Raw genomic sequence first — 21,810 nt, forward strand, 5'->3', positions numbered from 1 at the left:
GAGTCAGGCGGGTCGGCTCGCGGGCGGCTCCGCCGAGTGGATGCTGTCGATCTGGCCGTCGCGCAGCGCTTGTAGCGCCGACGCCCACGGTGGGATGCTGTGACTCCACCCCGCCCCTTCGAAACGCCGGAGTTGCCCATGGGCTCAGCCGCACAACCGCACCCGCAGGCGTCGCAGGCGTCGAGCTCCGCGCATCCGCTGGTCGAGACGGCCAATGGCGTCTTGCGCGGCGCTGCTGATGGGGCGACCGAGCGCTGGCTCGGCATTCGCTACGCGGAGGCTCCCACCGGCGAGCGACGCTGGCGCGCCCCAGTGCCGGTCGGCGCGTGGGGAGGGGTCGTGGATGCGCGCATCGCGGGCCCGATCGCCCCGCAGCCCCGCATGAAGGCGATGGACGTGGGAGCGAACGCCATCACCGACGAGGACTGCCTCTTCGTGAACGTGTGGCGGCCGGCGGACGCAGGCTTGCCGGACGCGACGCCACGCGCCGTCATGGTGTGGGTGCACGGCGGGGCGTACGTGCTCGGTGGCACGACGCAGCCGGTCTTCGACGGGGCTGCGCTCGCCGCGCGCGGCGACGTCGTGGTCGTCACGCTTGGCTACCGGCTGGGCGGCCTCGGCTTCCTCGAGCTGTCGACGCTCGAGGGCGCCGAGGGGCAGTTCGACTCGAACGTGGGCCTGCGCGACGTGCTGTGCGCACTCGAGTGGGTGCGGTCGAACATCGCGTCGTTCGGCGGCGACCCGGCAAGGATCACCCTGTTCGGGGAGTCAGCCGGAGCCGGCATCGTGTCGACGTTGCTCGCGACGCCATCTGCGAGCGGGCTGTTCGCGGCGGCTATCGTCGAGAGCTCGCCGGCGACGAGCGTGTACGGGCTCAAGCGGGCGAAGGTGGTCGCCGAACGGTTCGCCGAGAAGCTCGGAGCGGAGGGCCTCCGCGCGGTGGCGTCGGATGGCCGCGACTGGTCCGCGCTGCGCGACCTGCCCGTGTCGAGTGTCATCGAGACGGCGGGTGAGTTGTTCGCCGAGATTCCGACCGAGTTCCCGGGCACGCTCGCGTTCGCACCGGTCGTCGACGGCGGGCTGGTGCCCGAGCATCCGGTGACCGTGCTGAGTGAGGGCCGTGGGCTGCCCGTGCCGTTGATCATCGGCACGAACCGCGACGAGGCGACCTTCTTCAAGCTCGCGAAGTCACCGCTGCTGCCGGTCGGCGAGACGGCGCTGACGACGATGATCACCGAGATCGCCGCCGAGAACCCGTCGGTCGAGATGCCGGACCGCGAGCACATCCTCGACGCGTACGAAGGGGTGCGGCAGCGGATGGTCGGGCTCGGTATCGCCCGCGATGTGGGCTTCCGCATGCCGACGCTGTGGATCGCGGAGGGGCATTCGAAGGTCGCCCCGACGTTCCTCTACCGGTACGACTTCGCGACTCCGTTGCTCAAGGTGCTGCGCCTCGGTGCCACGCACGGCTCCGAGATCGCGTACGTGTGGGGCAACCTCGACACGGACCCCCGCGGGCTCGCCTACAGGCTAGGCGGGCGACGCCAGGCGGGCGAGGTCTCCGACCGGATGCTCGCCCTCTGGACCTCGTTCGCTCGCGATGGTCAGCCGAAGGACGCCGGCTTGCCCGGTGCGGTGCCGTGGCCGCCGTTCGGTGCGGCACGCTCGACGCTGGTCGTCGACCACGAGGACCGGATCGTCGACGACCTCGACGCCGACCTTCGAGCCGCGTGGGGCAATCAGGTCTTCTCGCTCAGCTGAGACCGTGCAACGGGGGAGGGAGACCGCGCGGGTCGCCCGGTTGTCAGGCACGCGGCCCGGGTCGCCAGGCGGGCCGCCGGCAGGCCTAGTACTGCCGCGGATAAGGGCCGCTGCCGCCGGCAGGCCCGTAGCCCTGATTGGCGGCGTAGCCCCCGAAGCCCGCGAGTCGGGCGTTCGCTTCGCGGACGAACTGGGGGATGAGGAAGAGCTCGACGATGATCCACACGCTGACGCCGAAGATCAGCAGCAGGCCGACGCCCAGCCACGCGGTCGCCCAGCCGACGAGGTAGAGCACCAGCTGGGTCACGGCGATGCCGGTACGGCCGAGGTAGAAGTTGTGGATGCCGAGGGCGCCGAGGAAGATCGCCAGCACGTAGGTGATGCCGACTTCCTTGCCGCCGTTGACCACGACCGTCTGTTGGTAGAGCACCGGCGCGTTGGCCGCGGGCGTCGGAGCGTAGTGGCCCCACTGGGTGCCGTCCCAGTAGCGTTGCCGCCCCGTCGGGTCGGGATACCAGCCAGCCGCGGGTGACGAGGGCGGGTTGGCGGCATGCGGCGAGCCGGGGGCGCCGTCGTCCGGCTGAGAGGCGTATGGGTCCGTCGGTACGAGGCTCATCGGGCACTTCCCTGCTGTCGAGTGGATGCGGAACTCATGCTAGCGAGCACCACCGACACTGCACGGGTTGCCTGTGGAATCTGCGGGCGGCCCGTGGAAACTGCGCGCGGTCAGGGGCGCGCATCCGCCGCCCTGCGGAGGGCACGTCGTACGAGCACGCCTTCGGCGATGAGGAGGGCGGCGACGATTGCCGCGCCGAGCAGGAACCAGAGCACCGGGCCGACGAAGTCGCCAGACGCCCAGAGGAGTTCGCGGTCGTCGGTCTGCCAGGGCCAGAGGGCGCGCAGCGATCCGGCCATGAGGCCCGTCATGAGCGCGAGCGTCACTCGCCGGTGCTTCGACAGCAGCCAGAGCAGCACCTGCACGAACAGGGCGAGGCCGGTGATGGCGCCGACGGCGAAGAGCGCCACGTAGCCGAAGTCGAGGGAGTTGAGCGCACGCAGCGTGGGTTCGTACATGCCGGTCGTGACCAGCACGAACGACCCTGAAACGCCGGGCAGCACGAGCGCGCACACGGCGACTGCGGCCGACACGAAGATCGCGACGGGGGAGGGGTCGGCGTCGTTTGCCGAGGGCAGGCCTGTCAGGACGAAGCTCAGGACCGCGGCGGGAACGGCGATCGCATAGTCGCGCAGCTGCCAGCGAGCGCCGAGCATCCGCGCGGGCACGATGAGCGAGACCGCGATCAGGCCGGCGAAGAGCGCTCGCGAGGGAATGGGATGCGCCTCGATGAGGGGAGCGACCAGGCGAGCCGCGACGACCAGCGCCACGAGCATCCCGATGCCGATGGGCAGCACGATGCCCCACTGCACCTGGGCGAAGTGGTCGCGTGCCCGGCCGAGTCCGCGGCCTCGCACCGTGTCGACAGCCGCCCGTACCACGCCGCGCACGAGGTGCCCCGCCGAGTCGATGAGCGTCTCGTAGACGCCGATGAGCAGGGCGATGGTGCCTCCGCTGACACCGGGGATGATCTCCGTCACGCCGATGAGCGCTCCCCGGAAGAGGTTGACGAGGACGTTGAGCGCTGACAAACCGGCCCTTCTCGGGCGCCGGGGTCGGGGTCGGCGCCGGATGCGCGTGCGCCGGGAGAGGCGCCGCAAAGCCTCCAGTCTGCCAGTGCGACCGTGGCGGCGCACGTCGGTGGGCGTGGGCCCGTCGCTCCACTGGGTGGCTGACCGGGCCGAAGTTCACAGCGGATGCACACCATCCACCCGCACTCAGCCCGGCCAGGACTCGCGCGCGTACCGTGACCGCCATGTCTCTGGAAGCCACCAACGCACCGGTCCGAGCTCGTCGCGTCCGGTCGCGCGCCGCTGTGCCGGCAGCATTCGCGGGTGTCGGTGCAGCGGTACTCGGCGTCGGTCTCGGGGAGCTCGCCGCTGCCTTCCTGCAGACGACCGCGAGCCCCGTGGTCGCGGTCGGCGCCCTGTTGATCGACCTCGCCCCACCGTGGGCGAAGGACACCGCCATCGCCCTCTTCGGGACCGCCGACAAGATCGCGCTGATCGCCCTCGTCGCCGTTGTGGTGCTGGTGCTGGCGGCGCTCGCCGGCGTGCTCGAGTGGAGGCGTCCGCCGTGGGGTCGCGTCGTGCTCGGCCTGATCGCCGCGTTCGGTGCGGTCGCCGTGGCCACGCGCACCCCGTTCTCTCCGCTCGACACCGTGCCTCCGCTGCTCGCGATGGTGGTGGCCGTGCTGGCGCTGCAGTTCCTCGCCAAGCAGCTCGTGCACGCGGAGGACCGAGCCCAGACTCGAGCGCACGAGCCGGTCGGTGCGCCCGCAGACACCCGCGCCTCCGCCAGCGGAGCCACGAGCCGAGCCGCGGGGCGCATCCACCAGGACGAAGCACCCGCCGCACCCGTCGGCGTCGACCGGCGTCGATTCCTCGTCTACGCCGGAGCGTCCGTCATCGTGGGCGCCATCGCTGCGGCCTCGGGCGCCGTGCTCTCGGCCGGGACGCGCGCGGTGACGGCCGTCCGCGAAGCGATCGCGCTGCCTCAGGCAGCGGTGAAGGCCGCAGCGGTCCCCGCCGGTGCGCAGCTCGACATCCCAGGACTACCGCCCGTCGTTACCCCCAACTCCGACTTCTACCGCATCGACACGGCCCTCAGCGTGCCGCTCGTGAACCCGGAAGGGTGGTCGCTGCGCATCCACGGACTCGTCGACAACGAGGTGACCATCACCTGGGATGAGTTGCTCGCCCTGCCACTCGAGGAGAGCATCACGACCCTCATGTGTGTCTCCAACGAGGTCGGTGGCGGGCTCATCGGCAACGCCCTCTGGCTCGGATACCCCCTGCGGGAGCTGCTCAAACGCGCAGGCCCGCACGCCGACGCCGACATGGTGCTGTCGAAATCCGTGGACGGCTGGACGGCGAGCACCCCGCTCGGGGCGCTCACCGACGATCGCAACGCCATCCTGGCCGTCGGCATGAACGGTGAGCCGCTGCCGTCCGAGCACGGATTCCCCGTGCGGATGGTCGTGCCCGGCCTGTACGGCTACGTGTCGGCGACCAAATGGGTCGTCGACCTCGAGGTGACTCGTTTCGACAGGGTCAACGCGTATTGGACCGACCGGGGGTGGAGCGCCGAAGGCCCCATCAAGATCGGCTCGCGCATCGACGTGCCCCGCGGGGGAAGCGTCGAGGCCGGACCCACCACGATCGCCGGATTCGCATGGCAGCAGCACACGGGGATCGAAGCCGTCGAAGTGCAGATCGACGACGGCGAGTGGCAGGCGACGCAGCTCGCGGCGCCGATTTCCGACGATACCTGGCTGCAGTGGAAGCTCGACTGGGATGCGCAGGCTGGTGAGCACACCGTGCGAGTGCGAGCCACGGCCAAGTCCGGCGAGGTGCAGACGGATGCGATCGCGAACGTGGTGCCGGACGGCGCCACGGGCCACCACGAGATCACGGTGAACGTCACCGGGTAGCTCCCGCCCGTCTGCCTCGCTGCGCCGGTCTCCTCCCTGCCCCGCTCGGGTGACTGGACGCGTATCCACACGGTACGTGCATGCTCGTCGCCTAGCGACCATGTATCTGCCGTGTGGATCGACGTGCGGGAGTCGTCGGGCCAGGATCTGCGGAGCACGGCTCGATACCCTGGCCGGGATGCCCTCACTTTCCCCCGAAGTGCGCCCCAGTCCGTCGACCCTCCGCGATATGCCGCGTGCGGCTTGGATCGCGGCGCGAGCGTGCACGCCAAACGTCGTCACGGCGTGGCTCTCTGTGCCGGTCTACGGGTTCTCGATCCTGCCGATGACGGTTCGCGGGGGACTGTACCTCGACGGCACGCGCACCGGAACCGTGCTGTTCGCGCGGCGCCGCCCGGTTCTTGACGGTCTTCTCATCGCCGGAGTGACCCTCGGCGCATTCGGGCTCTGGGTGGCGAGCATCCTGTTGCTCGACGAGGCGGTCCTGCTGGCCGCGGGGATGTGCGTGTACCTGCTGTTCCTGGTCGGTTCGGTGATCGCCCTGGTGCAGCCAGGCGGCACGACGCTGTCGGCGTCCGGCCCGGAGACCCCGAAGGGTGATCGGTGGATGATCGCAGCGCTTGCGCAGCTCCCCGGCACGCGGTTGACGGCCGTGATCCTTGCAAAGCAGCTGCTCGAGCGTGTGCCAGCGGGCGGCATCGTCGTCGCGGCCGCCGCCACCGACCCGTTGCGTGACGCCTATGTCCGGGCTGGGTTCACCGCAGGAGGCGGTCGGCGCGTGTATCGGGACGACGGAGAGAGCCGTGAACGTGGGCAAACGTCGTCACGCGTTCGATGGGCCAGTTCCGTGGATCGGCAGCACATGCCGCTGCTGGATGCGGATCCTGATGCCAAGGACGCACTTGGAAGCGCGGAGCGGCGATGGTGGTTGCGATGATCGGAATGAAGTGAGCGTCGGCGACCTGCGGGAACGGGATGAGGTGCACTCTGTGGTGCAGAGTGTCGCGGTGCTGGCCTCTCGGCATTGAGATGTGTAGCTGTTCCACCGGAGGCGTGTGCCCATAGATGCAAAGAAACCCCGCCATGTAGAAGCTAGGCGGGGTTTCAGTGGCTCCGACGGGCGTCGATCCCGTGACCTCACGATTTTCAGTCGTGCGCTCTACCAACTGAGCTACAGAGCCGGAGGCTGACGCCTCTTGGAGACAAACGGATGCCTGTCGCCGTTGCAAATTGCCCTCTTCGAAAAGAGGGCAAGATGCTTAGCGACCCTGACGGGACTTGAACCCGCGACCTCCGCCGTGACAGGGCGGCGCGCTAACCAACTGCGCTACAGGGCCATAATGTGATGTCCCAGCCGTGGCTGGTGCATCTGTATTCGATTGCGACAGTTCAATGTACAGCATCCGAGCACCTGGTGTGTCACGACCGTGACCCCAACGGGATTCGAACCCGTGTTAACGCCGTGAAAGGGCGCCGTCCTAGGCCGCTAAACGATGGGGCCGAGTGCTTGTAGTTGACTTGACTACCGAGAGAAGAGCATAGGGGCGTTTTCCGATCTCGGCAAATCCTGAGCCGCATACGTGTCTGCACGGCGTGTCGCATCCCTTCGCTCGGACGGCTGCGCGCAGGCTTCGATCACGCTGAAACGCGAGCCCAACGAGGAAACGCAGGCCCGAGCGATGACCCCCTACAGGTTTCATCACCCGGGTCTCTGTGATGCGCTAGGCAGAAGTTGACAAACTTGTTACTGTTTCTCGTGTTGTTGGTGTGAAACGAGTGGCTGCAGTGGTAGGTGCGGCCTCGCGTTGTGAGTGGCCCCCGCCTCGATACACACCCAAGATCCACCACGAGGAGAGCGAATGCCCGCCACCAGGAGCCGAAAGCCCCTGCGACTCCGCGACCGTTGGCGCACTCCGCTCGTCGGTGCAGCGTCCGCCGCAGTCCTCGCCGCGCTCGCACTCTCAGCAGGCCCCGCGTTCGCTGCGGACGACGACTACGCCACCTGGGAAGACGTCGTCGCAGCAGAAGGCGACGTCGACCGCCAGGAAGCACTGATCACCGACATCGAGCAGCAGATCGCTGACCTCGACGCGAAGGTCACCGAGGCCGCATCGGCGGCGAAGACGGCCGGTGAGGAACACGGCAAGGCGCAGACGGCGTCCAGCGAGAAGTTCGCCGAAGTCACCATCCTGCAGGAGCAGGCGGACGCGGCCGAGGAGAAGGCTTCGACCTCACGCGAGAAGGCAGGCCAGTTGGCCGCTGCCATGAGCACCCGCGGTGCCGGTGACCCGAAGCTCGCGCTCTTCCTCAATCCGGGCGAAGCCGACACACTCCTGTACCAGCTCGGCACCATCAGCAAACTGTCCGAGCAGACAGACGGCATCTACAACCAAGCTGTCACCGAGAAGAACACCGCCGATGTCCTCGGCGCGCAGGCGTCCGTTGCGCACGACGAGCTCGCGAAGCTCGAGGCCGACGCGAAGACGAAGTTCGACGCCGCTCAGGCAGAGCAGGTTGTTCTCCAGAACGAGAAGTACCTCGCCGACAGCAAGAAGGCAGACCTGCAGGCGATGCTCGCTCCGCTCAAGGAGAAGCGCGACGTCACCGCGAGTGACTACGCCGCGGGCGAGAAGTTGCGCCAGGAGCAGATCGCGCAGACCAATAAGGAGCGCGCTGAGGCTGCCGCCGCCTACCAGGAGGAGGCGCACCAGCAGGCCGTGACTGACGCCGAGGCGGCCGGCGTCGAACCGCCCGCGAAGCCCGAGATCTCGACGGAGCCACCCGTCGCGGCAGCGCCGCTCGCTCCCGCGGACCCCACCGACACCTCCGTTGCGCCCGAGTCGCTGCGGCCGCCTGGCCAGGCCGCGCCACCACGTCAGCCCACGGCGCCGCCGACGGCAACCGCTGACCCCACCGCGCCGGCCCCCAGCCAGCAGCCGACGGCACCTGCAGAGTCGCCCGCGCCCGAGACGCCTGGGCAGTCGACGGCGCCGGAGCCGACGTCGGCCCCCGAGTCGACCTCGGCACCCCAGCCAACCAGCGATCCTGAGCCCACCACGGCACCGGAGCCCCAGCCGACCGCCGCTCCCACCGCGGCGCCGGAGCCCGAGCCCAGCAAGCCCGACATAGAGATCCTCCCTGAAGAGCCGGCCAAGCCCGACCTCGAACTCGAGCCGGAGCCGGAGCCCGAGCCCGAGGTCGTGACGCCCACGACGCCTGAGACTCCGAGCGGTGTCCTCGCCGGCTACTACGGACCGATCAGCAACGGTGTCGTGACCGACGAGTACGGCATGCGACTGCACCCGATCTTCGGCACCTACCGCATGCACAATGGCCTTGACCTCGGTGTCAACGGCGGTACTTGTGGCGCCCCGCTCTACGCCGTCCACAGCGGAACGATCACCTACGCCGGCTACAACGGCGGCTTCGGAAACCACGTCGTCCTGGACTTCGGGAACGGCACCGAGGTGTCGTACTCCCACATCATGGACGGCGGCATCAACGTGTACGTCGGCCAGACGGTCCAGGCCGGTGACGTGCTCGCCTACGCCGGAACCACCGGGTCGTCCACCGGCTGCCACCTGCACTTCGAGCTGAAGTACTGGGGCACGCTGATGGACCCGAAGCCGTGGCTCGCCTCGGCAGGCATCTACTACTACTGATCAGTGCCCGCGTCCGTTGATTCCGACGCGAACGAGAGGGCGGCCCGCGCTTCGGCGGGCCGCCCTTCCGCGTTCAAGGTGCAGATTCGGCTTGCCCGTTGCCCGTTGCCCTTTGCCCGTTGCCCTTTGCCCTTCAGCCCGTTCGCCGCTGTCCGTTGCTCAGGTCGGTTTCCCTGACTCTCTGACGCTCAGAGTGACGAGGCGCGATTTTGGTCTCCTATCCGGCGCGATAGCCCCGCCACGTCACTCTGACTGTCACTCCGCCCGGTCGCCTGGCCTCATACGCCTTGCGCAACCGCAGTGACCACGAGCTGTGGCCCGCGAGCGGGAAACTCGCGACCTTCGGAACCACGGGCGAGAAACTCCCGACCTTCGGACCCGTAGGCGGGAAACTCACGACCTCCCGCCTCGCGATCGGGAAACTGCTCCGCCGGGCCCACCAACTGAGGCTGAGCGAGCCGAGGACTTCTGAGCTCAAGACTTCGAGAGCAGACCAGGCGGCGGTTTCCCTGAATCAGTGACGCTCAGAGTGACGAGGCGCGATTTCTGGCCCCGCGATGGCGCGAGCGTGCTGCGACCGAACTCCGACTGTCAGTACGGCAGCACTCCTGGCCGTACCGCGTTCGCCCGCTGTACCGCGTTCGCCTGGCCTTGCACGCCTCGCCGCGTGCCGCATTTGGGTTGGCTTTGCCCGCTCGCGAGGCCCGGTCAGTCGCCGGGTCGAAGCGAGACCTGACACTCAGCGTGACGAGGCGAGCTCTTTGGCATCAAGACGGCGTGACTTCGCCGCCACGTCACTCTGACTGTCAGCCCGGCAACTGGCCTCGACTGCGTGCCGGCCCCGCCTCGCCTCACCGGCCTCGCCCTGCTTGCCTGGCTCGGATGACTCAAATGGCTTAAGCTGCTGGCCCAGCTTCGTGCTCGTGTCATCCCGTCAGACGCCGGGTGACAGGCCCGGCGTGACACTCAGAGTGTCGAGGCGCGATTTCTGGCCACGTGGCGACGCGATCGCACCGTCACGTCACTCTGACTGTCAGCCCGGCAGCTTGTCTGGCCTCACACGCCTGGCCTTTCCCGCTCACCGGCCGGACCGCGCTCGCCTGGCCCTGCACGCTCGCCCGCTGTAACGCGCTCACTGGGCATCGGCCTCTGGGTTCGCCTCGCCCGCCCGCGATGCCCGGTCGGACGCCGGGTGACAGGCCCGGCGTGACACTCAGAGTGACGAGGCGCGATTTCTGGCCGCGTGGTGACGCGATCGCGCCATCACGTCACTCTGACTGTCAGCTCGGCCGTAGCTCTCGCTGACGTCCTCGCGGTGCGCCGAACCACGCAGACCGCATGATCCCCTCAACTTGCCAGCACCCAGCACCCAGCACCCAGCACCCAGCACCCAGCACCGCCGCCGGCACACTCGCGCCTGCAAGCCCGCGCCCCCGCGCCTGGACTCCCTATAAGGACGCGCGAAGAAGCCCCGCACCAGTCGATCAGTCCACTGATCAGCTGGTGCGGGGCTTCTGAAGCCTGTCGCCGTTCGCCGGTCACCCGGCGCGGTCGTGTCTATTCGGCGGGCTTGTACTGCGCGATCGAGCGCTCGATGATCGCTTCTGCGGCGGCCGCGTCGCCCCAGGCTTCGACCTTGACCCACTTGCCGGGCTCGAGGTCCTTGTAGTGCTCGAAGAAGTGCTTGAGCTGGTCCTTGGTGGAGTCATCGACGTCGCCGAGGTCCTGGATTTTCGCCCAGCGGGGGTCCTTCGCGGGGACGCACAGGATCTTGTCGTCTCCGCCCGCTTCGTCGGCCATGTTGAGGACGCCGACGGGGCGCACCTTGAGGCCGACGCCCGGGAACAGCGGGTACTCGAGCAGCACGAGCGCGTCGAGGGGGTCGCCGTCGTCTGCGAGCGTGTGCTCGAAGAAGCCGTAGTCGACTGGGTACACGAAGGGGGTGAAGAGCACCCGGTCGAGGTAGACGCGGCCGGTCTCGTGGTCGACCTCGTACTTGTTGTGGCTTCCGCGCGGGATTTCGATGACGACGTCGTAGCTGCCCATGGCGCTCCTTCGTTGCGCCTGGTGGCGCTCATTCGGTGTGGCTTGTCGGCGGGGCCTGTTGGGGCGCTGCTCGCCGCACGAAACCGTTGGTTTCGTTCGGGTTCAGGGTAGTGGATGCGCCCTGGCCGGGGGTGCGGTTCCGAGGGGTTTCGGGGTCCTTCGGCGGGTGTTCGTGTGGCGTGGTGTGTCTTTTCCGGCTGGGGTGCGGCTTGGGGGTCGTGGCATGCTGGTGTGCATGGTTGATCTCAAGGAAGCGCTGCACGTGGACCCGTTCATTCCGCTCCGGGAGGGGACTGGTCAGGCGCTTCCGCAGGCGTTGACGCTGGGTACGGCGTTGGCGGCGGGGGTGCAGTTCACGTTGCTTGCGGCGGCGTTGTTGAGTTTGCTGCGTCGGAAGCCGAGTCAGGTTCGGGGTTCGCGTCTTGCGTGGGGTGCGTTCTCGTTGGTGAACTTCGTGGGTCCAATTTCTTACTTCCTGTTCGGGCGGAAGCGTTGACGTTGCTGCGGTTGGGCGCTGTCGGGTGTGTGCCGGTGGATGCGCGTTGCGGGTCTGGGCGTGACGGTTCGCGCGGGCGCGTTTAGGCTGTACTTGTGTCAGATCGCCCTCGCCTCACTCCAGCTGTCGCCGACCTCCGTCGAGCCGTTCGTGGTTCGCTTCTTGGGCGCGTGCAAAAGGGTGATCGGATTCTTGTCGCGCTGAGCGGTGGTCCTGATTCTCTGGCGTTGGCTGCGGCTGCGGTGTTCGAGTCGAAGCGCCTCGAGGTCGAGGCGGGTGTGGTCATCATCGATCACGACTTGCAGGAGGGGTCTGCGAAGGTTGCGGAGCATGCTGCGGTGCAGGCGGCTGAGCTTGGTCTTGCCCCGGTCAGTGTGGTGCGGGTGAGTGTCGAGGATCTTGGCGCTGGCCCGGAGGCGTCTGCGCGTGTGGCTCGCTATGAGGCGATCGAGGCTGTGCGTGTTGAGACGGGCGCTTCGTGGGTGTTGCTTGGCCACACGTTGGATGATCAGGCTGAGACGGTGCTGTTGGGCTTGGCGCGTGGTTCTGGCGCGAAGAGTTTGCATGGGATGGCTCCGGTGACGGGCACGCTGCTGCGTCCGTTGCTTGGTCTGCATCGTCAGGTGACGGTGCAGGCGTGTGAGGACCAGGGTTTGACGCCGTGGATCGACCCGCACAACAGCGACCCTGCGTTCACGCGGGTTCGGGTGCGCGACACGGTGTTGCCGTTGCTTGAGAAGGAGATCGGCCCCGGTATCTCGGAGGCGCTTGCTCGCACGGCGACGACGTTGCGTGAGGATTCGGAGACGTTGGATGCGCTCGCCTTGGAGTGGGCGCACGAGATCGTGAATACGGATGCGGATGGACGCATCTCGCTTGACGTGGGTGGCATCGTCGCGCAGCCCCCTGCGCTGCGCCAGCGCATCTGCCGCATTGTCGCGGAGCAGGGCTTCGGTGTTTCGTTGACGCGTCGGCACACGATGGCGGTGACGGCGTTGGCGACGGAGTGGCGTGGTCAGGGCCCGGTTGATCTTCCCGGCATTCGTGTTGAGCGTGAGAAGGGCCGCATCTTGTTTGGTGCGACGGCTTCCGCGCATGGCGATGATCTCGACGAGACTGCCTAGCTTCACCCGTTCCGCACACCGCGCTCGTTTGTTCGAGCGCTGAACCACCAGGGAGCCAGGATGCGCGCCACTGATATTCCGAACGATGTCCGTGAGGTCCTCATCACGGAGGAGGAGATCCAGGCGAAGCTCGCCGAGATCGCCCGCCGTATCGAGGCTGATTATGCCGACTGCGAGCCGTTGCTCATCGGGGTGTTGAAGGGCGCGGTGATGGTCGTGTCTGATTTGTCGCGTGAGCTGACGATTCCGTTGAAGATGGACTGGATGGCGGTGAGCTCGTATGGTTCGGGCACGGAGTCGAGCGGTGTGGTGCGGATTCTGAAGGACTTGGATACCGATTTGACGGGTCGCCACGTGCTCATCGTTGAGGACATCATCGATTCGGGGTTGACGCTGTCGTGGTTGAAGCAGAACCTTGAGTCGCGTGGGCCCGCGTCGGTTGAGATCTGCACGTTGCTGCGCAAGCCGGAGCGTCTGAAGTCGGATGTGCCGGTGCGGTACGTGGGCTTTGATGTGCCGAATGAGTTCGTCGTGGGGTATGGCCTCGATTACGACGAGCAGTATCGCCATCTGCGGGACATCATCGTGCTGCAGCCGCACGTGTATGGCGGCGAGTAGCTGACGAGCTGTTCTGAGCGTTGCGGGCGGGGGCACCTGGTGGTGTTCCCGCCTTTGCTGTCGGTGGACGGGTGAGTGGATGCGCGCCTTCAGCGAACACTGGACACTGGTGTCGGTGGTCCCGAGTACCATGACTCTCGATCGCGCGCCGTGGTGCGCTGGCGAAGAACCGGCTGAAAGGCACCGAGCACGCCACTCGAGTCTCGACTTATGAAGCAAGTTACCAAGATCCTCAAGAGCCCCATCTTCATCGTGGTGCTGGCCGTTCTGGTCATCGGCCTCGGTTTCAGCCTCATCAACGGCAGTGGCACGCGTGAGGTGACGACGCAGCAGGGCCTTGAGCTCCTTCAGGACAAGAAGGCCGAGAAGGTCGTCATCGTCAACGGTGACAACCGTGTCGACATGGAGCTCACGCAGGCTGACCCTGAGTTTGGCCAGAGCGTGCAGTTCTACTTTGTGGATGCGCGTGCTGACGATGTCGTGTCGGCGGTCGATACGGCTGCTCCCGCGGGTGGGTATGACGATGACGTGCCGCAGCCGAGCTGGTTGCTGTCGGCGGTGAGCATCCTGTTCCCGCTGCTGCTGATTGGTTTCTTCATCTGGATCCTCTTCGCGGGTGGTCTTGGCGGTGGTGGCGGCCGCGGTGTCATGCAGTTCGGCAAGTCGAAGGCGAAGCTGGTCTCGAAGGAGAGTCCGCAGGTCACGTTCGAGGATGTCGCCGGCGCCAACGAGGCGCTTGAGGAGCTGCAGGAGATCAAGGAGTTCCTGAAGGAGCCGGCCAAGTTCCAGGCTGTGGGTGCGCGGATCCCGAAGGGTGTGCTGTTGTATGGCCCTCCCGGTACGGGTAAGACGTTGCTTGCGCGCGCTGTCGCAGGCGAGGCGGGCGTGCCGTTCTATTCGATCTCGGGTTCCGACTTCGTGGAGATGTTCGTGGGTGTCGGTGCGAGCCGTGTCCGTGACCTGTTTGAGCAGGCGAAGCAGAACTCGCCGGCGATCATCTTCGTCGATGAGATTGATGCGGTCGGTCGTCACCGTGGCGTTGGTATCGGCGGCGGTAACGACGAGCGCGAGCAGACGCTCAACCAGCTGCTGGTCGAGATGGACGGTTTTGATGGCTCGACGAATGTCATCCTGATCGCGGCAACGAACCGTCCTGACGTGCTTGACCCTGCCTTGCTCCGCCCGGGCCGCTTCGATCGCCAGATCGGTGTCGATGCGCCTGATCTCGACGGCCGCGCCCGCATCCTCGGTGTCCACGCGAAGGGCAAGCCGCTGTCGCAGGATGTCGACCTCAAGGTCATCGCGCGCAAGACGCCCGGTTTCACGGGTGCCGACCTCGCGAACGTCCTCAACGAGGCCGCGTTGCTCACGGCACGTTCGAACGCGCAGATCATCGACAATGAGGCGCTTGATGAGGCGGTCGACCGCGTCATCGCGGGTCCGCAGCGTCGCAGCCGGGTGATGAACGACCAGGAGCGGCTTATCACGGCGTATCACGAGGGTGGCCACGCTTTGGCGGCTGCTGCGATGCGTCACACCGACCCGGTGACGAAGATCACGATCCTTCCGCGTGGCCGAGCGCTGGGGTACACGATGGTGCTGCCGCTGGAAGACAAGTACTCCGTGACCCGCAATGAGCTCCTCGACCAGCTCGCGTACGCCATGGGTGGCCGAGTCGCGGAGGAGATCGTGTTCCACGACCCGACCACGGGCGCGTCGAACGACATCGAGAAGGCCACGAAGACGGCCCGCAAGATGGTGACCGAGTATGGCATGACCGCTTCGGTCGGTTCGGTGAAGCTCGGGGAGTCGTCCGCTGAGACCGTCTACGGCCAGCAGGCGGGGGCGGGCCGCAACTATTCGGAGTCGGTGGCTGAGACTGTCGACCACGAGGTGCGCGCGCTCATCGAGCAGGCGCATGACGAGGCGTGGAAGGTCATCAACGACAACCGCGACATCCTCGACCAGCTTGCGGCTGAGCTGCTCGAGAAAGAGACGCTCGACCACGTGCGTCTCGAGCAGATCTTCGCGCCGGTTCGTAAGCTCCCGGAGCGCCCGCAGTGGCTTTCGAGTCCCGACCGCCCCGTGAGCGCACTGCCGCCGGTGCCGCTGAAGCCGCACATCCCGGTCGATCAGATGGACCCGATCGAGCACGCACAGGACGGCGGCGCTGAGCTGGGCTTCTAGCCGCCTATCCGCCCAGCCGCCGAGCCGCGCTCGCTAGGGTGCATGCTCCCGCGTGTGGTTGCTTTCGGCCGCTGACGCGCTGACGCGCTGACGCGCTGACGCGCTGACGCGCTGACGCGCTGACGCGCCGGCGCCGAGCGAGAGGCCAGTCAGATACAAGTGCAGGCTCCCGGTTTTCCGGGAGCCTGCACTTGTTGCTGTCAGCCTGCGCTTAGGAGCCTCGGGCCTTCTTGAGCGCTGCCACGGTCACGGCGATGCTGACGGCCGCGAGGGGCACGATGAGGATCCCCAGCTGTAGCGCGTTCCAGCCGAGCGCGAGGAACAGCGCGGTCGCGCCGACGGTGACCACCCAGAGCGCGATGGCGAGTGGGGTGGATGCGAAACTCCGGAAGCCGGGTCGTTCGGTGGTCATGTGAACTCCTTCGCTTGTCGCTTCCTCTACTCAGATCTGCAGGTGCAGGGTCAGGCGCGGATGCCCGGGCCTGGCACGGCGGGGTGGTCAGCCGAAGCAGGACGCTGCGGCACCGGTCATACCGCCGAACACGCCGCCACCGATGAGTCCGACGGCGCCTGCGCCGACGGTGCCGACGACGGGCAGTGTCACGGTACCAACGGCGGCTCCGCCGAGTCCTCCCGCGACGGCGCCGGCACCGGCTCCGCCGACGGTGCCGAGGGCGCACTGGGCGGGGTTGAAGGCGCGTCCGTCGGCGGCTGAGGCGTCGGTGGCGTTCGGATCGACGAGGTTCACGAGCACTTCGCCGGCGTCGGTGAGCTCGTACTGGAGCTGCACGGTTGCTCCGTTGGCGTCGGTCGTGGTGCTCGGGAGGGTTTCGACGGCGCCGCTCGCGTTGTTCGTTGCGGTGGCGGTGCCGTCAGCCTGGACGGCAAAGGTGAACTCGGCAGACGAGAGGCCGAGCTGGTTTTCGCTGAGCTTGTAGGCGGTGAGCTCGGCGGCGGCGGTCTGCGCGACGGCCGTCTGGGTCGCCGCTGGCGCCTCGGATGCTTGGGCTGGGGCGGCGAGGCCGACAAATGCGGCTCCGACGAGGGTGCTGAGTGCTGCAAGGGTCGTGAACTTCTTCATCGTTCCTCCGTCTCTGTACGTGCGCCTGGTTGGCGCATCAGCTCTTCGAGCCTCTCGAGGGCGCCACCGGCATGTCAACCTGAGACGCAGACGCCCAGGGAACGTGCACGGTGCGTGACGTTGGGGCTCAGGAGCGCGATTCCGCGTCTGATAGCGCGTCTCGGCCTCGGACTGGGCGTCGCGAGCCTGTTCGCGCGGCTGGCGTGGCCTCGTGTGTCCGTCGCGACGCGCGGGAGCGGTGCGGGGATGCGCGGGGGCTTCGTTTCGCGGGAGGATGGGACCGGACCCGTGTCGCGGGCCGCGCGGAGTGAGGACTTGCAGATGAACGATGTCGATTCGGGGTCATTCGATCAGGTCGATGTTGGCCGCGCCCAGGCTGCGGTTCGCGAGTTCCTGATCGCGATCGGTGAGGACCCCACGAGGCCTGGTCTCGTGCGAACTCCGGAACGGGTGGCTGAGGCCGCGCGTGAGCTGTTCGGCGGTATCGGGGTTGACCCGATCGCGCCCCTCGAGGGGGCGAAGTTCCCGGTCGCCGACGCCGTGCCGGCGGGCGCCAGCGCCAGCGCATCCGGAGATCTCGGCGGGGCCGAGCCTTCTCAACCGGTTGTGCTCCGCGATCTCGCGTTCCGGTCGATGTGTGAGCACCATCTCTTGCCGTTCTCGGGCCGCGTGCATCTCGCCTACGTGCCCTCCGATTCGATCGTCGGTTTCGGCCGCTTGCACACGCTGCTTGAGACGCTGTCGGCGCGGGCGACATTACAGGAGCGGCTCGGCGATGAGCTCGTCGACGCCATGATGGTGGCCCTGGATGCGCGCGGTGCGCTGGCGATCATCGAGGCGAGCCACGCGTGCGCTGGACTCAGAGGGTCCCGCCAGCAGGCGGGCGTTGTGGTGACGGTGTCCGCGCGGGGCGAGCTCTCCGAACCGAGCGCCCGGGCGGAGATCGTCGCGCTCATCGGAGCGCAGCCGGTCAGTGCGCCGGACGTCGCGTCCGGGGCGAGTTCGGCGGTGGCCCCCGGCGTCGCGCCGGTGCTCGGCCATGCGCTCCGAGGTGCCCGCTTCGATCCGCTCGCGGACCCGCTCTCCGACCCGCTCGCGGAGCCGCTCTCCGACCCGCTCGCGGGCGGTTCGCCGGACGCAGGCGCCGCGGTCGGCGACGGCGAGCAAGCGACCGGGGGCGAGCATCCGGTGCAGACTCCCACCACGAACGCGACCGACGTCGACGTCGAGCTCGACGCCTCTGGGGTCGAGCCTCGCGAGGCGGTTCAGGTCACCGAGCTCGGCGCTGTTTCCGATGCGCCATGGGCGGCGGACTCCGGCCCCGTGCACACGCGACCGTTCGAGCTGCCGCAGCGGTTCACGAACCTGCTGCAGCCGACCATCCCGAAGCGTCCGCGCATTCTCGGCATCTTGAACATCACCCCGGATTCGTTCAGCGACGGCGGCAAGTTCGAGGACCTGTTCAGCCAGAATCGCCGCACGAAGCGCGCCCTGCGCCGAGCGCGGGAGCTGGTCGCGCAGGGCGCCGACATCATCGACGTCGGCGGCGAGTCGACGCGGCCCGGCGCCGTCCGCGTACCGCAGGAGGAAGAGGCGGCGCGCGTACTGCCGGTGATCAAGGAGCTCGCCGCGCTCGGCGTGCTGGTCAGCATCGACACGATGTACGCGAAGACCGCTGAGGCGGCGCTGGAGCTCGGCGCCGAGTACGTCAACGACGTGTCGGGCGGGCAGGCCGACCCGGCCATGCTCGGGCTGGTCGCCGAGCGCGGCAACCCGTTCATCCTGAGCCATTGGCGCGGGCATTCGATCCGTATGAACGACCTCGCCGATTATCGCGACCCGGCAGCAGAGATCCTCGCAGAGCTGGCGGTTGCCCGCGATCGCGCGGTGGATGCGGGCCTCGACCCGTCGCAGATCGTCCTCGACCCGGGGCTCGGCTTCGCGAAGCGCCGCGACGACAACTGGGCTGTGCTGCGGGAGCTGGAGCAGTTCGTGGCGCTCGGGCATCCGCTGCTGGTCGGGGCGTCCCGCAAGCGGTTCACGGGCGAGGTGCTGCAGCCGGACGCCGACGTGGTCGAGCGCGATCTGCCGACGGCAGTGATCACGGCCCTGGCCGCGAAGGCCGGCATCTGGGGTGTGCGCGTGCACAACGTCGAGGCGAACAGCGTGGCGTTGGACGTCGTCGACGCGTGGCGCGAAGGAGCACAAGATGACTGATCACACGGGTGGGCACGAGCCGGACCTCGACGGCCGGAGGGTCGCGGATGCACGCGCGGCCGCCGCGGTCGCGGCTGCCGACGAGGCTCGGGGGCACGCGCACGAGCATGCGTTCGTGCGCGAGCCCGCCGCCGACGCGTCGAGCACCGCCGTCGCGAGCGCAGTCGGTGGGCGGGCCGCCGCGTCCCCCCGCCCGGCCGCGCGGCGCGCAGGTGTGCCGGAGCCAGAGCTCGATCGGATCCTCATCACGCGCATGCACGCGCGGGGGCACCACGGGGTGTTCGAGCATGAGCGGCGCGACGGCCAGGACTTCTACGTCGACGCCGAAGCGTGGGTCGATGCGGCCGCCGCCTCGGCGAGCGACCACATCGGTGACACGCTCCATTACGGAGAGTGGATGCACACGCTGCACGCCATCGTCGCCGGTGAGCCGGTTGATCTCATCGAGACGCTGGCGGAGCGCCTCGCGGAGGCCACCTTCGGGTTCGATGATGCGGTGGCGGTGCGGATCACGGTGCATAAGCCGCAGGCACCTGTGGCCTTGGACTTCGAGGATGTGGCGGTGAGTATCTTGCGCCACCGTCCGACTGAGCCTGACGAGTATCTCGAGTCTGCGGCCGCGCATGCGGTCGCCGCCGCGGAAGCCGGACCTGGAACTGGTTCGCCGGGCGCGGCACTGGCTGCTGGGGGAGGCTCGGTCTCGGGTGGTGCGGCGGGGTCAGTCGCGCGCGCGGGCGGGGTTGTCGGCGCCGGAGTTGAAAGCGTCGGCGGCGCCGGCCCCGCGGTGCCGGGTACGGCGGTGCCGGGCTCGCCCGAAGCGCCGTCCGGTGTGCAGGGTTCGGGTCCAGGGGGAGGCTCGGTCTCTGCCGGCGGTGCGGGGCCGGTCGCGCGCGCGGGCGGGGTTGTCGGCGCCGGAGTTGAAAGCTTCGGCGGCGCCTGCCCCGCGGTGCCGGGTACGCCGGTGCCGGGCTCGTCCGAAGTGCCGTCCGGTGCAAAGACCGGCGAACACGTTAATAGTCTCGCCGCTGTGCGCGCGGCAGTTGGCGCGCCTGAGGGCAGCCATGCGCTTGCCGGCACGGCACGAGATGTTTCCGCGGGCGGAGGTGCTTCTGGGCAGGCTGCGCACTCCGCGTCTGATGCTGCGATCGTGCTGGACACGGGCGGCGCGCCCAACGTCCCGCTGCCTCGAGTGGAGCCTGCGGGTGATCTCTTCTCTCCGGTCGCGCATCGGGAGCAGGACGAGCGTTCGCCGTCCGATGCTGCGGTGGTGCGCCGCGAGGGCGGCGCGCCGAACGCGGTCGCGGTGGAGGCGGTGCCGCGTGTGCGGCAGGCGGTGATCGCACTCGGCGCGAACCTCGGAGACCGCGATGCGACCCTCTCGGCCGCGCTGCGGAGTATCTCGGAGCTGCCCGGTACGAAGCTGCTCGCCGCGTCCAGCCTCTATGAGACGCCGGCGTTGACGCTTGACGGGGTCAGCGAGGAAGCGCCCGCTTACCGCAACGCGGTTGCCCTGGTCGATACCGATCTGCCGGCTACGGCCCTGATGCGGGCACTGCATGACATCGAGGACGCACACGGCCGCACCCGTGAGACACGGTGGGGGAGTCGAACGCTCGACCTAGATCTCATCCAAGTCGCCGGGGAGCTGCGCGACGGTGAGCTGCAGCTGCCGCATCCTCGAGCGCACGAGCGAGCGTTCGTGCTGGCGCCGTGGCTTGAGATAGATCCGAGTGCGCGGCTTGTCCCTCACGGAAGTGTTGCCGAGCTGAGGTCGGCGGCGGTCGACCGGGTCGAGCGGGTGGCGCGATGAATCTCGCCAGCAGAACCCGTCCCGGCCTGCTGATCGGCCTCGCGATCATCGGCGGTGTGCTCGCGTGGTGCGTGGAGACGTGGCTCGTGACGTCGGGCAGGGCGGTGATGGCGCCACCGCTGACGATGCCGTTGACGCTCGTGGTGCTGGCGGCGCTGCTTCTGTGGCTTGCATGGCCGATCCGTGCGTACACGCGGCGCTTGTGGCGGGAGCGTCGCGAGGCGGAGTCGAGGCGGCGTGCGCCCGGGCTGGAGCGAGACGGTTCGAGGAGCGGGCGCGGCGGCGGGCGGAACTCGGATCGCCAGCAGGGCCGAGGTCACGATGATCACGACGCTGCCCGCGATGCGCGGGGCAAGCGTGTCGACCCGCAGTACGCGTTCCGCGTGCTGGCGTTCGCTCGCGCGGCGAGTCTCGCTTCGTCGCTGATGGGCGGGGTGGCCCTCGGTGTGCTGGTGTTCGCGCTGACTCGTACCGTTCCGCCCGAGGAGCCGATCTGGCACTCGGTTGTCGCGCTGGTGGGTTCCGTCGTGCTGCTGACGGTCGGGTTGATCGCTGAGTCCTGGTGTCGTATCCCTCCGGGCGGCGAGGAGCCGTCGACGTCGCAAGACGCTGTCGCCGCCTGACGAAACCCTCCCCGCTCCGGCCCATCAGCAACAACCGCTGTGGACGCACTGCCTCCCGACGTTGGCCGTGCGATCGCAGTCAGAGTGACGTGGGCGCGATCGGTGCTCGAGATGCAGCACAAGCTGCCCTCTCGTCACTCTGACTGTCCGGTGGAGATGGAGTTCGTCTTTCGGCACTCTGACTGCCAGAAATTCGTCCGACTCCGACTCCGCCTCCGACTCCGACTCTGGCTCCGACGCCGGCTTCGACTTCGACTTCGACTCTGACTCTGACTTTCGTCGCGTGGGGTCCCGGAGTTTGGGGTCTGTGCCTGCCTGCTTCCGTGGTTCGGTGTCTCGGTTGCCGCGATCGCAGTCAGAGTGACGTGGGCGCGATCGGTGCTCGAGATGGTGCACGAACTGGCCTCTCGTCACTCTGGCTGTCCGAAATCTGGCACAAAGGCCCTCGCAGCCTCGCAGCCTCGCAGCCTCGCAGCCTCGTAGCCCCGCCGCGGCTGCCCCTTCGTGGTCCCCGCGGACGCGCAAGCCCTGCCGAAGTCCCCGCTCCCGCTCCCGCTCCCGCTCCCGCTCCCGCTCCCGCTCCCGCTCCCGCTCCGCCCGCCCGTGCCCGTGCCCGTGCCGACCCTGCCCCCTGCCC

General features: G+C 68.2%; 16 protein-coding genes and 3 tRNA genes. 11 read left to right on the plus strand and 8 right to left on the minus strand.

Annotated elements, in window-relative coordinates:
• Nucleotides 1–138: 138 nt before the first annotated feature.
• The gene (locus ACPYN9_RS11780; RefSeq protein ID WP_424466720.1) at nucleotides 139–1,761 is read left to right on the plus strand and encodes a carboxylesterase/lipase family protein; all 1,623 of its coding nucleotides are present in this window, start codon (nucleotides 139–141) and stop codon (nucleotides 1,759–1,761) included.
• Between the two features lie 85 nt (nucleotides 1,762–1,846).
• Here the strand turns inward: ACPYN9_RS11780 and ACPYN9_RS11785 are convergent, their stop codons facing one another.
• Nucleotides 1,847–2,377, minus strand: coding sequence for an NINE protein (locus ACPYN9_RS11785; protein WP_424466721.1), 531 nt, complete (start codon nucleotides 2,375–2,377; stop codon nucleotides 1,847–1,849).
• A gap of 110 nt (nucleotides 2,378–2,487) precedes the next feature.
• On the minus strand, nucleotides 2,488–3,408 hold the full coding sequence (locus tag ACPYN9_RS11790; RefSeq protein WP_424466722.1) for a DUF368 domain-containing protein: 921 nt from the start codon (nucleotides 3,406–3,408) through the stop codon (nucleotides 2,488–2,490).
• Nucleotides 3,409–3,632: 224 nt separating this feature from the next.
• Here ACPYN9_RS11790 and ACPYN9_RS11795 point away from each other — a divergent pair, with 224 nt between their 5' ends.
• Nucleotides 3,633–5,309 carry a molybdopterin-dependent oxidoreductase gene (locus tag ACPYN9_RS11795; RefSeq protein WP_424466723.1) on the plus strand — a complete coding sequence of 559 codons (1,677 nt, stop codon included), beginning with the start codon at nucleotides 3,633–3,635 and terminating at the stop codon, nucleotides 5,307–5,309.
• 178 nt (nucleotides 5,310–5,487) lie between these two features.
• Nucleotides 5,488–6,246: a hypothetical protein gene (locus tag ACPYN9_RS11800; RefSeq protein WP_424466724.1), complete on the plus strand. Its 759-nt coding sequence runs from the start codon at nucleotides 5,488–5,490 to the stop codon at nucleotides 6,244–6,246.
• A gap of 171 nt (nucleotides 6,247–6,417) precedes the next feature.
• On the opposite strand, the gene ACPYN9_RS11805 is transcribed toward ACPYN9_RS11800, so the two are convergent.
• The 3 genes from ACPYN9_RS11805 to ACPYN9_RS11815 form a co-directional block, all read right to left on the minus strand.
• A tRNA-Phe gene (locus ACPYN9_RS11805) sits at nucleotides 6,418–6,490 on the minus strand.
• A gap of 82 nt (nucleotides 6,491–6,572) precedes the next feature.
• Nucleotides 6,573–6,646, minus strand: a tRNA-Asp gene (locus tag ACPYN9_RS11810).
• 91 nt (nucleotides 6,647–6,737) lie between these two features.
• Nucleotides 6,738–6,810: transfer RNA gene (locus tag ACPYN9_RS11815), tRNA-Glu, on the minus strand.
• Nucleotides 6,811–7,168: 358 nt separating this feature from the next.
• On the opposite strand from ACPYN9_RS11815, the gene ACPYN9_RS11820 reads away from it, so the two are divergent.
• Nucleotides 7,169–8,971, plus strand: coding sequence for a peptidoglycan DD-metalloendopeptidase family protein (locus tag ACPYN9_RS11820; RefSeq protein WP_424466725.1), 1,803 nt, complete (start codon nucleotides 7,169–7,171; stop codon nucleotides 8,969–8,971).
• A gap of 1,557 nt (nucleotides 8,972–10,528) precedes the next feature.
• On the opposite strand, the gene ppa is transcribed toward ACPYN9_RS11820, so the two are convergent.
• Nucleotides 10,529–11,017 carry an inorganic diphosphatase gene (gene ppa / locus ACPYN9_RS11825; RefSeq protein ID WP_424466726.1) on the minus strand — a complete coding sequence of 163 codons (489 nt, stop codon included), beginning with the start codon at nucleotides 11,015–11,017 and terminating at the stop codon, nucleotides 10,529–10,531.
• Between the two features lie 235 nt (nucleotides 11,018–11,252).
• Between ppa and ACPYN9_RS11830 the strand changes: the two genes are divergently transcribed.
• From ACPYN9_RS11830 to ftsH, 4 genes are all read left to right on the plus strand, one after another.
• On the plus strand, nucleotides 11,253–11,513 hold the full coding sequence (locus tag ACPYN9_RS11830; RefSeq protein ID WP_424466727.1) for a PLDc N-terminal domain-containing protein: 261 nt from the start codon (nucleotides 11,253–11,255) through the stop codon (nucleotides 11,511–11,513).
• Nucleotides 11,514–11,608: 95 nt separating this feature from the next.
• The gene (gene tilS, locus ACPYN9_RS11835; RefSeq protein ID WP_424466728.1) at nucleotides 11,609–12,637 is read left to right on the plus strand and encodes a tRNA lysidine(34) synthetase TilS; all 1,029 of its coding nucleotides are present in this window, start codon (nucleotides 11,609–11,611) and stop codon (nucleotides 12,635–12,637) included.
• Between the two features lie 60 nt (nucleotides 12,638–12,697).
• Complete coding sequence (gene hpt / locus ACPYN9_RS11840; protein ID WP_424466729.1) at nucleotides 12,698–13,255, plus strand: hypoxanthine phosphoribosyltransferase; 558 nt, start codon at nucleotides 12,698–12,700, stop codon at nucleotides 13,253–13,255.
• Nucleotides 13,256–13,465: 210 nt separating this feature from the next.
• Nucleotides 13,466–15,442, plus strand: a complete 1,977-nt coding sequence (ftsH, locus tag ACPYN9_RS11845; RefSeq protein WP_424466730.1) for an ATP-dependent zinc metalloprotease FtsH — start codon at nucleotides 13,466–13,468, stop codon at nucleotides 15,440–15,442.
• Between the two features lie 211 nt (nucleotides 15,443–15,653).
• Here the strand turns inward: ftsH and ACPYN9_RS11850 are convergent, their stop codons facing one another.
• Together ACPYN9_RS11850 and ACPYN9_RS11855 are read right to left on the minus strand one after the other, a co-directional pair.
• Nucleotides 15,654–15,854 carry a hypothetical protein gene (locus ACPYN9_RS11850; protein ID WP_424466731.1) on the minus strand — a complete coding sequence of 67 codons (201 nt, stop codon included), beginning with the start codon at nucleotides 15,852–15,854 and terminating at the stop codon, nucleotides 15,654–15,656.
• 87 nt (nucleotides 15,855–15,941) lie between these two features.
• Nucleotides 15,942–16,523: a hypothetical protein gene (locus ACPYN9_RS11855; RefSeq protein ID WP_424466732.1), complete on the minus strand. Its 582-nt coding sequence runs from the start codon at nucleotides 16,521–16,523 to the stop codon at nucleotides 15,942–15,944.
• Between the two features lie 321 nt (nucleotides 16,524–16,844).
• Between ACPYN9_RS11855 and folP the strand changes: the two genes are divergently transcribed.
• From folP to ACPYN9_RS11870, 3 genes are read left to right on the plus strand one after another with little or no spacing between them, the layout of a single operon-like run.
• Complete coding sequence (folP, locus tag ACPYN9_RS11860; RefSeq protein ID WP_424466733.1) at nucleotides 16,845–18,740, plus strand: dihydropteroate synthase; 1,896 nt, start codon at nucleotides 16,845–16,847, stop codon at nucleotides 18,738–18,740.
• Nucleotides 18,733–20,550: a 2-amino-4-hydroxy-6-hydroxymethyldihydropteridine diphosphokinase gene (folK, locus tag ACPYN9_RS11865; RefSeq protein WP_424466734.1), complete on the plus strand. Its 1,818-nt coding sequence runs from the start codon at nucleotides 18,733–18,735 to the stop codon at nucleotides 20,548–20,550. The genes folP and folK overlap by 8 nt, the downstream gene beginning before the upstream one ends.
• On the plus strand, nucleotides 20,547–21,173 hold the full coding sequence (locus tag ACPYN9_RS11870) for a DUF3180 domain-containing protein (RefSeq protein WP_424466735.1): 627 nt from the start codon (nucleotides 20,547–20,549) through the stop codon (nucleotides 21,171–21,173). The genes folK and ACPYN9_RS11870 overlap by 4 nt, the downstream gene beginning before the upstream one ends.
• Nucleotides 21,174–21,810: the final 637 nt, after the last annotated feature.

The organism is Pseudoclavibacter helvolus, assembly GCF_049707175.1.
In the GTDB taxonomy this organism is placed as follows: domain Bacteria; phylum Actinomycetota; class Actinomycetes; order Actinomycetales; family Microbacteriaceae; genus Pseudoclavibacter; species Pseudoclavibacter helvolus_A.

Excerpts from the sequence above, each read along its gene's own strand:
- ACPYN9_RS11780 (WP_424466720.1), top strand. The coding sequence starts at position 139 with ATGGGCTCAGCCGCACAACCGCACCCGCAGGCGTCGCAGGCGTCGAGC.
- ACPYN9_RS11785 (WP_424466721.1), bottom strand. The coding sequence starts at position 2,377 with ATGAGCCTCGTACCGACGGACCCATACGCCTCTCAGCCGGACGACGGC.
- ACPYN9_RS11795 (WP_424466723.1), top strand. The coding sequence starts at position 3,633 with ATGTCTCTGGAAGCCACCAACGCACCGGTCCGAGCTCGTCGCGTCCGG.
- ACPYN9_RS11800 (WP_424466724.1), top strand. The coding sequence starts at position 5,488 with ATGCCCTCACTTTCCCCCGAAGTGCGCCCCAGTCCGTCGACCCTCCGC.
- ACPYN9_RS11820 (WP_424466725.1), top strand. The coding sequence starts at position 7,169 with ATGCCCGCCACCAGGAGCCGAAAGCCCCTGCGACTCCGCGACCGTTGG.
- ppa (WP_424466726.1), bottom strand. The coding sequence starts at position 11,017 with ATGGGCAGCTACGACGTCGTCATCGAAATCCCGCGCGGAAGCCACAAC.
- ACPYN9_RS11830 (WP_424466727.1), top strand. The coding sequence starts at position 11,253 with ATGGTTGATCTCAAGGAAGCGCTGCACGTGGACCCGTTCATTCCGCTC.
- hpt (WP_424466729.1), top strand. The coding sequence starts at position 12,698 with ATGCGCGCCACTGATATTCCGAACGATGTCCGTGAGGTCCTCATCACG.
- ftsH (WP_424466730.1), top strand. The coding sequence starts at position 13,466 with ATGAAGCAAGTTACCAAGATCCTCAAGAGCCCCATCTTCATCGTGGTG.
- ACPYN9_RS11850 (WP_424466731.1), bottom strand. The coding sequence starts at position 15,854 with ATGACCACCGAACGACCCGGCTTCCGGAGTTTCGCATCCACCCCACTC.
- ACPYN9_RS11855 (WP_424466732.1), bottom strand. The coding sequence starts at position 16,523 with ATGAAGAAGTTCACGACCCTTGCAGCACTCAGCACCCTCGTCGGAGCC.
- folP (WP_424466733.1), top strand. The coding sequence starts at position 16,845 with ATGAACGATGTCGATTCGGGGTCATTCGATCAGGTCGATGTTGGCCGC.
- folK (WP_424466734.1), top strand. The coding sequence starts at position 18,733 with ATGACTGATCACACGGGTGGGCACGAGCCGGACCTCGACGGCCGGAGG.
- ACPYN9_RS11870 (WP_424466735.1), top strand. The coding sequence starts at position 20,547 with ATGAATCTCGCCAGCAGAACCCGTCCCGGCCTGCTGATCGGCCTCGCG.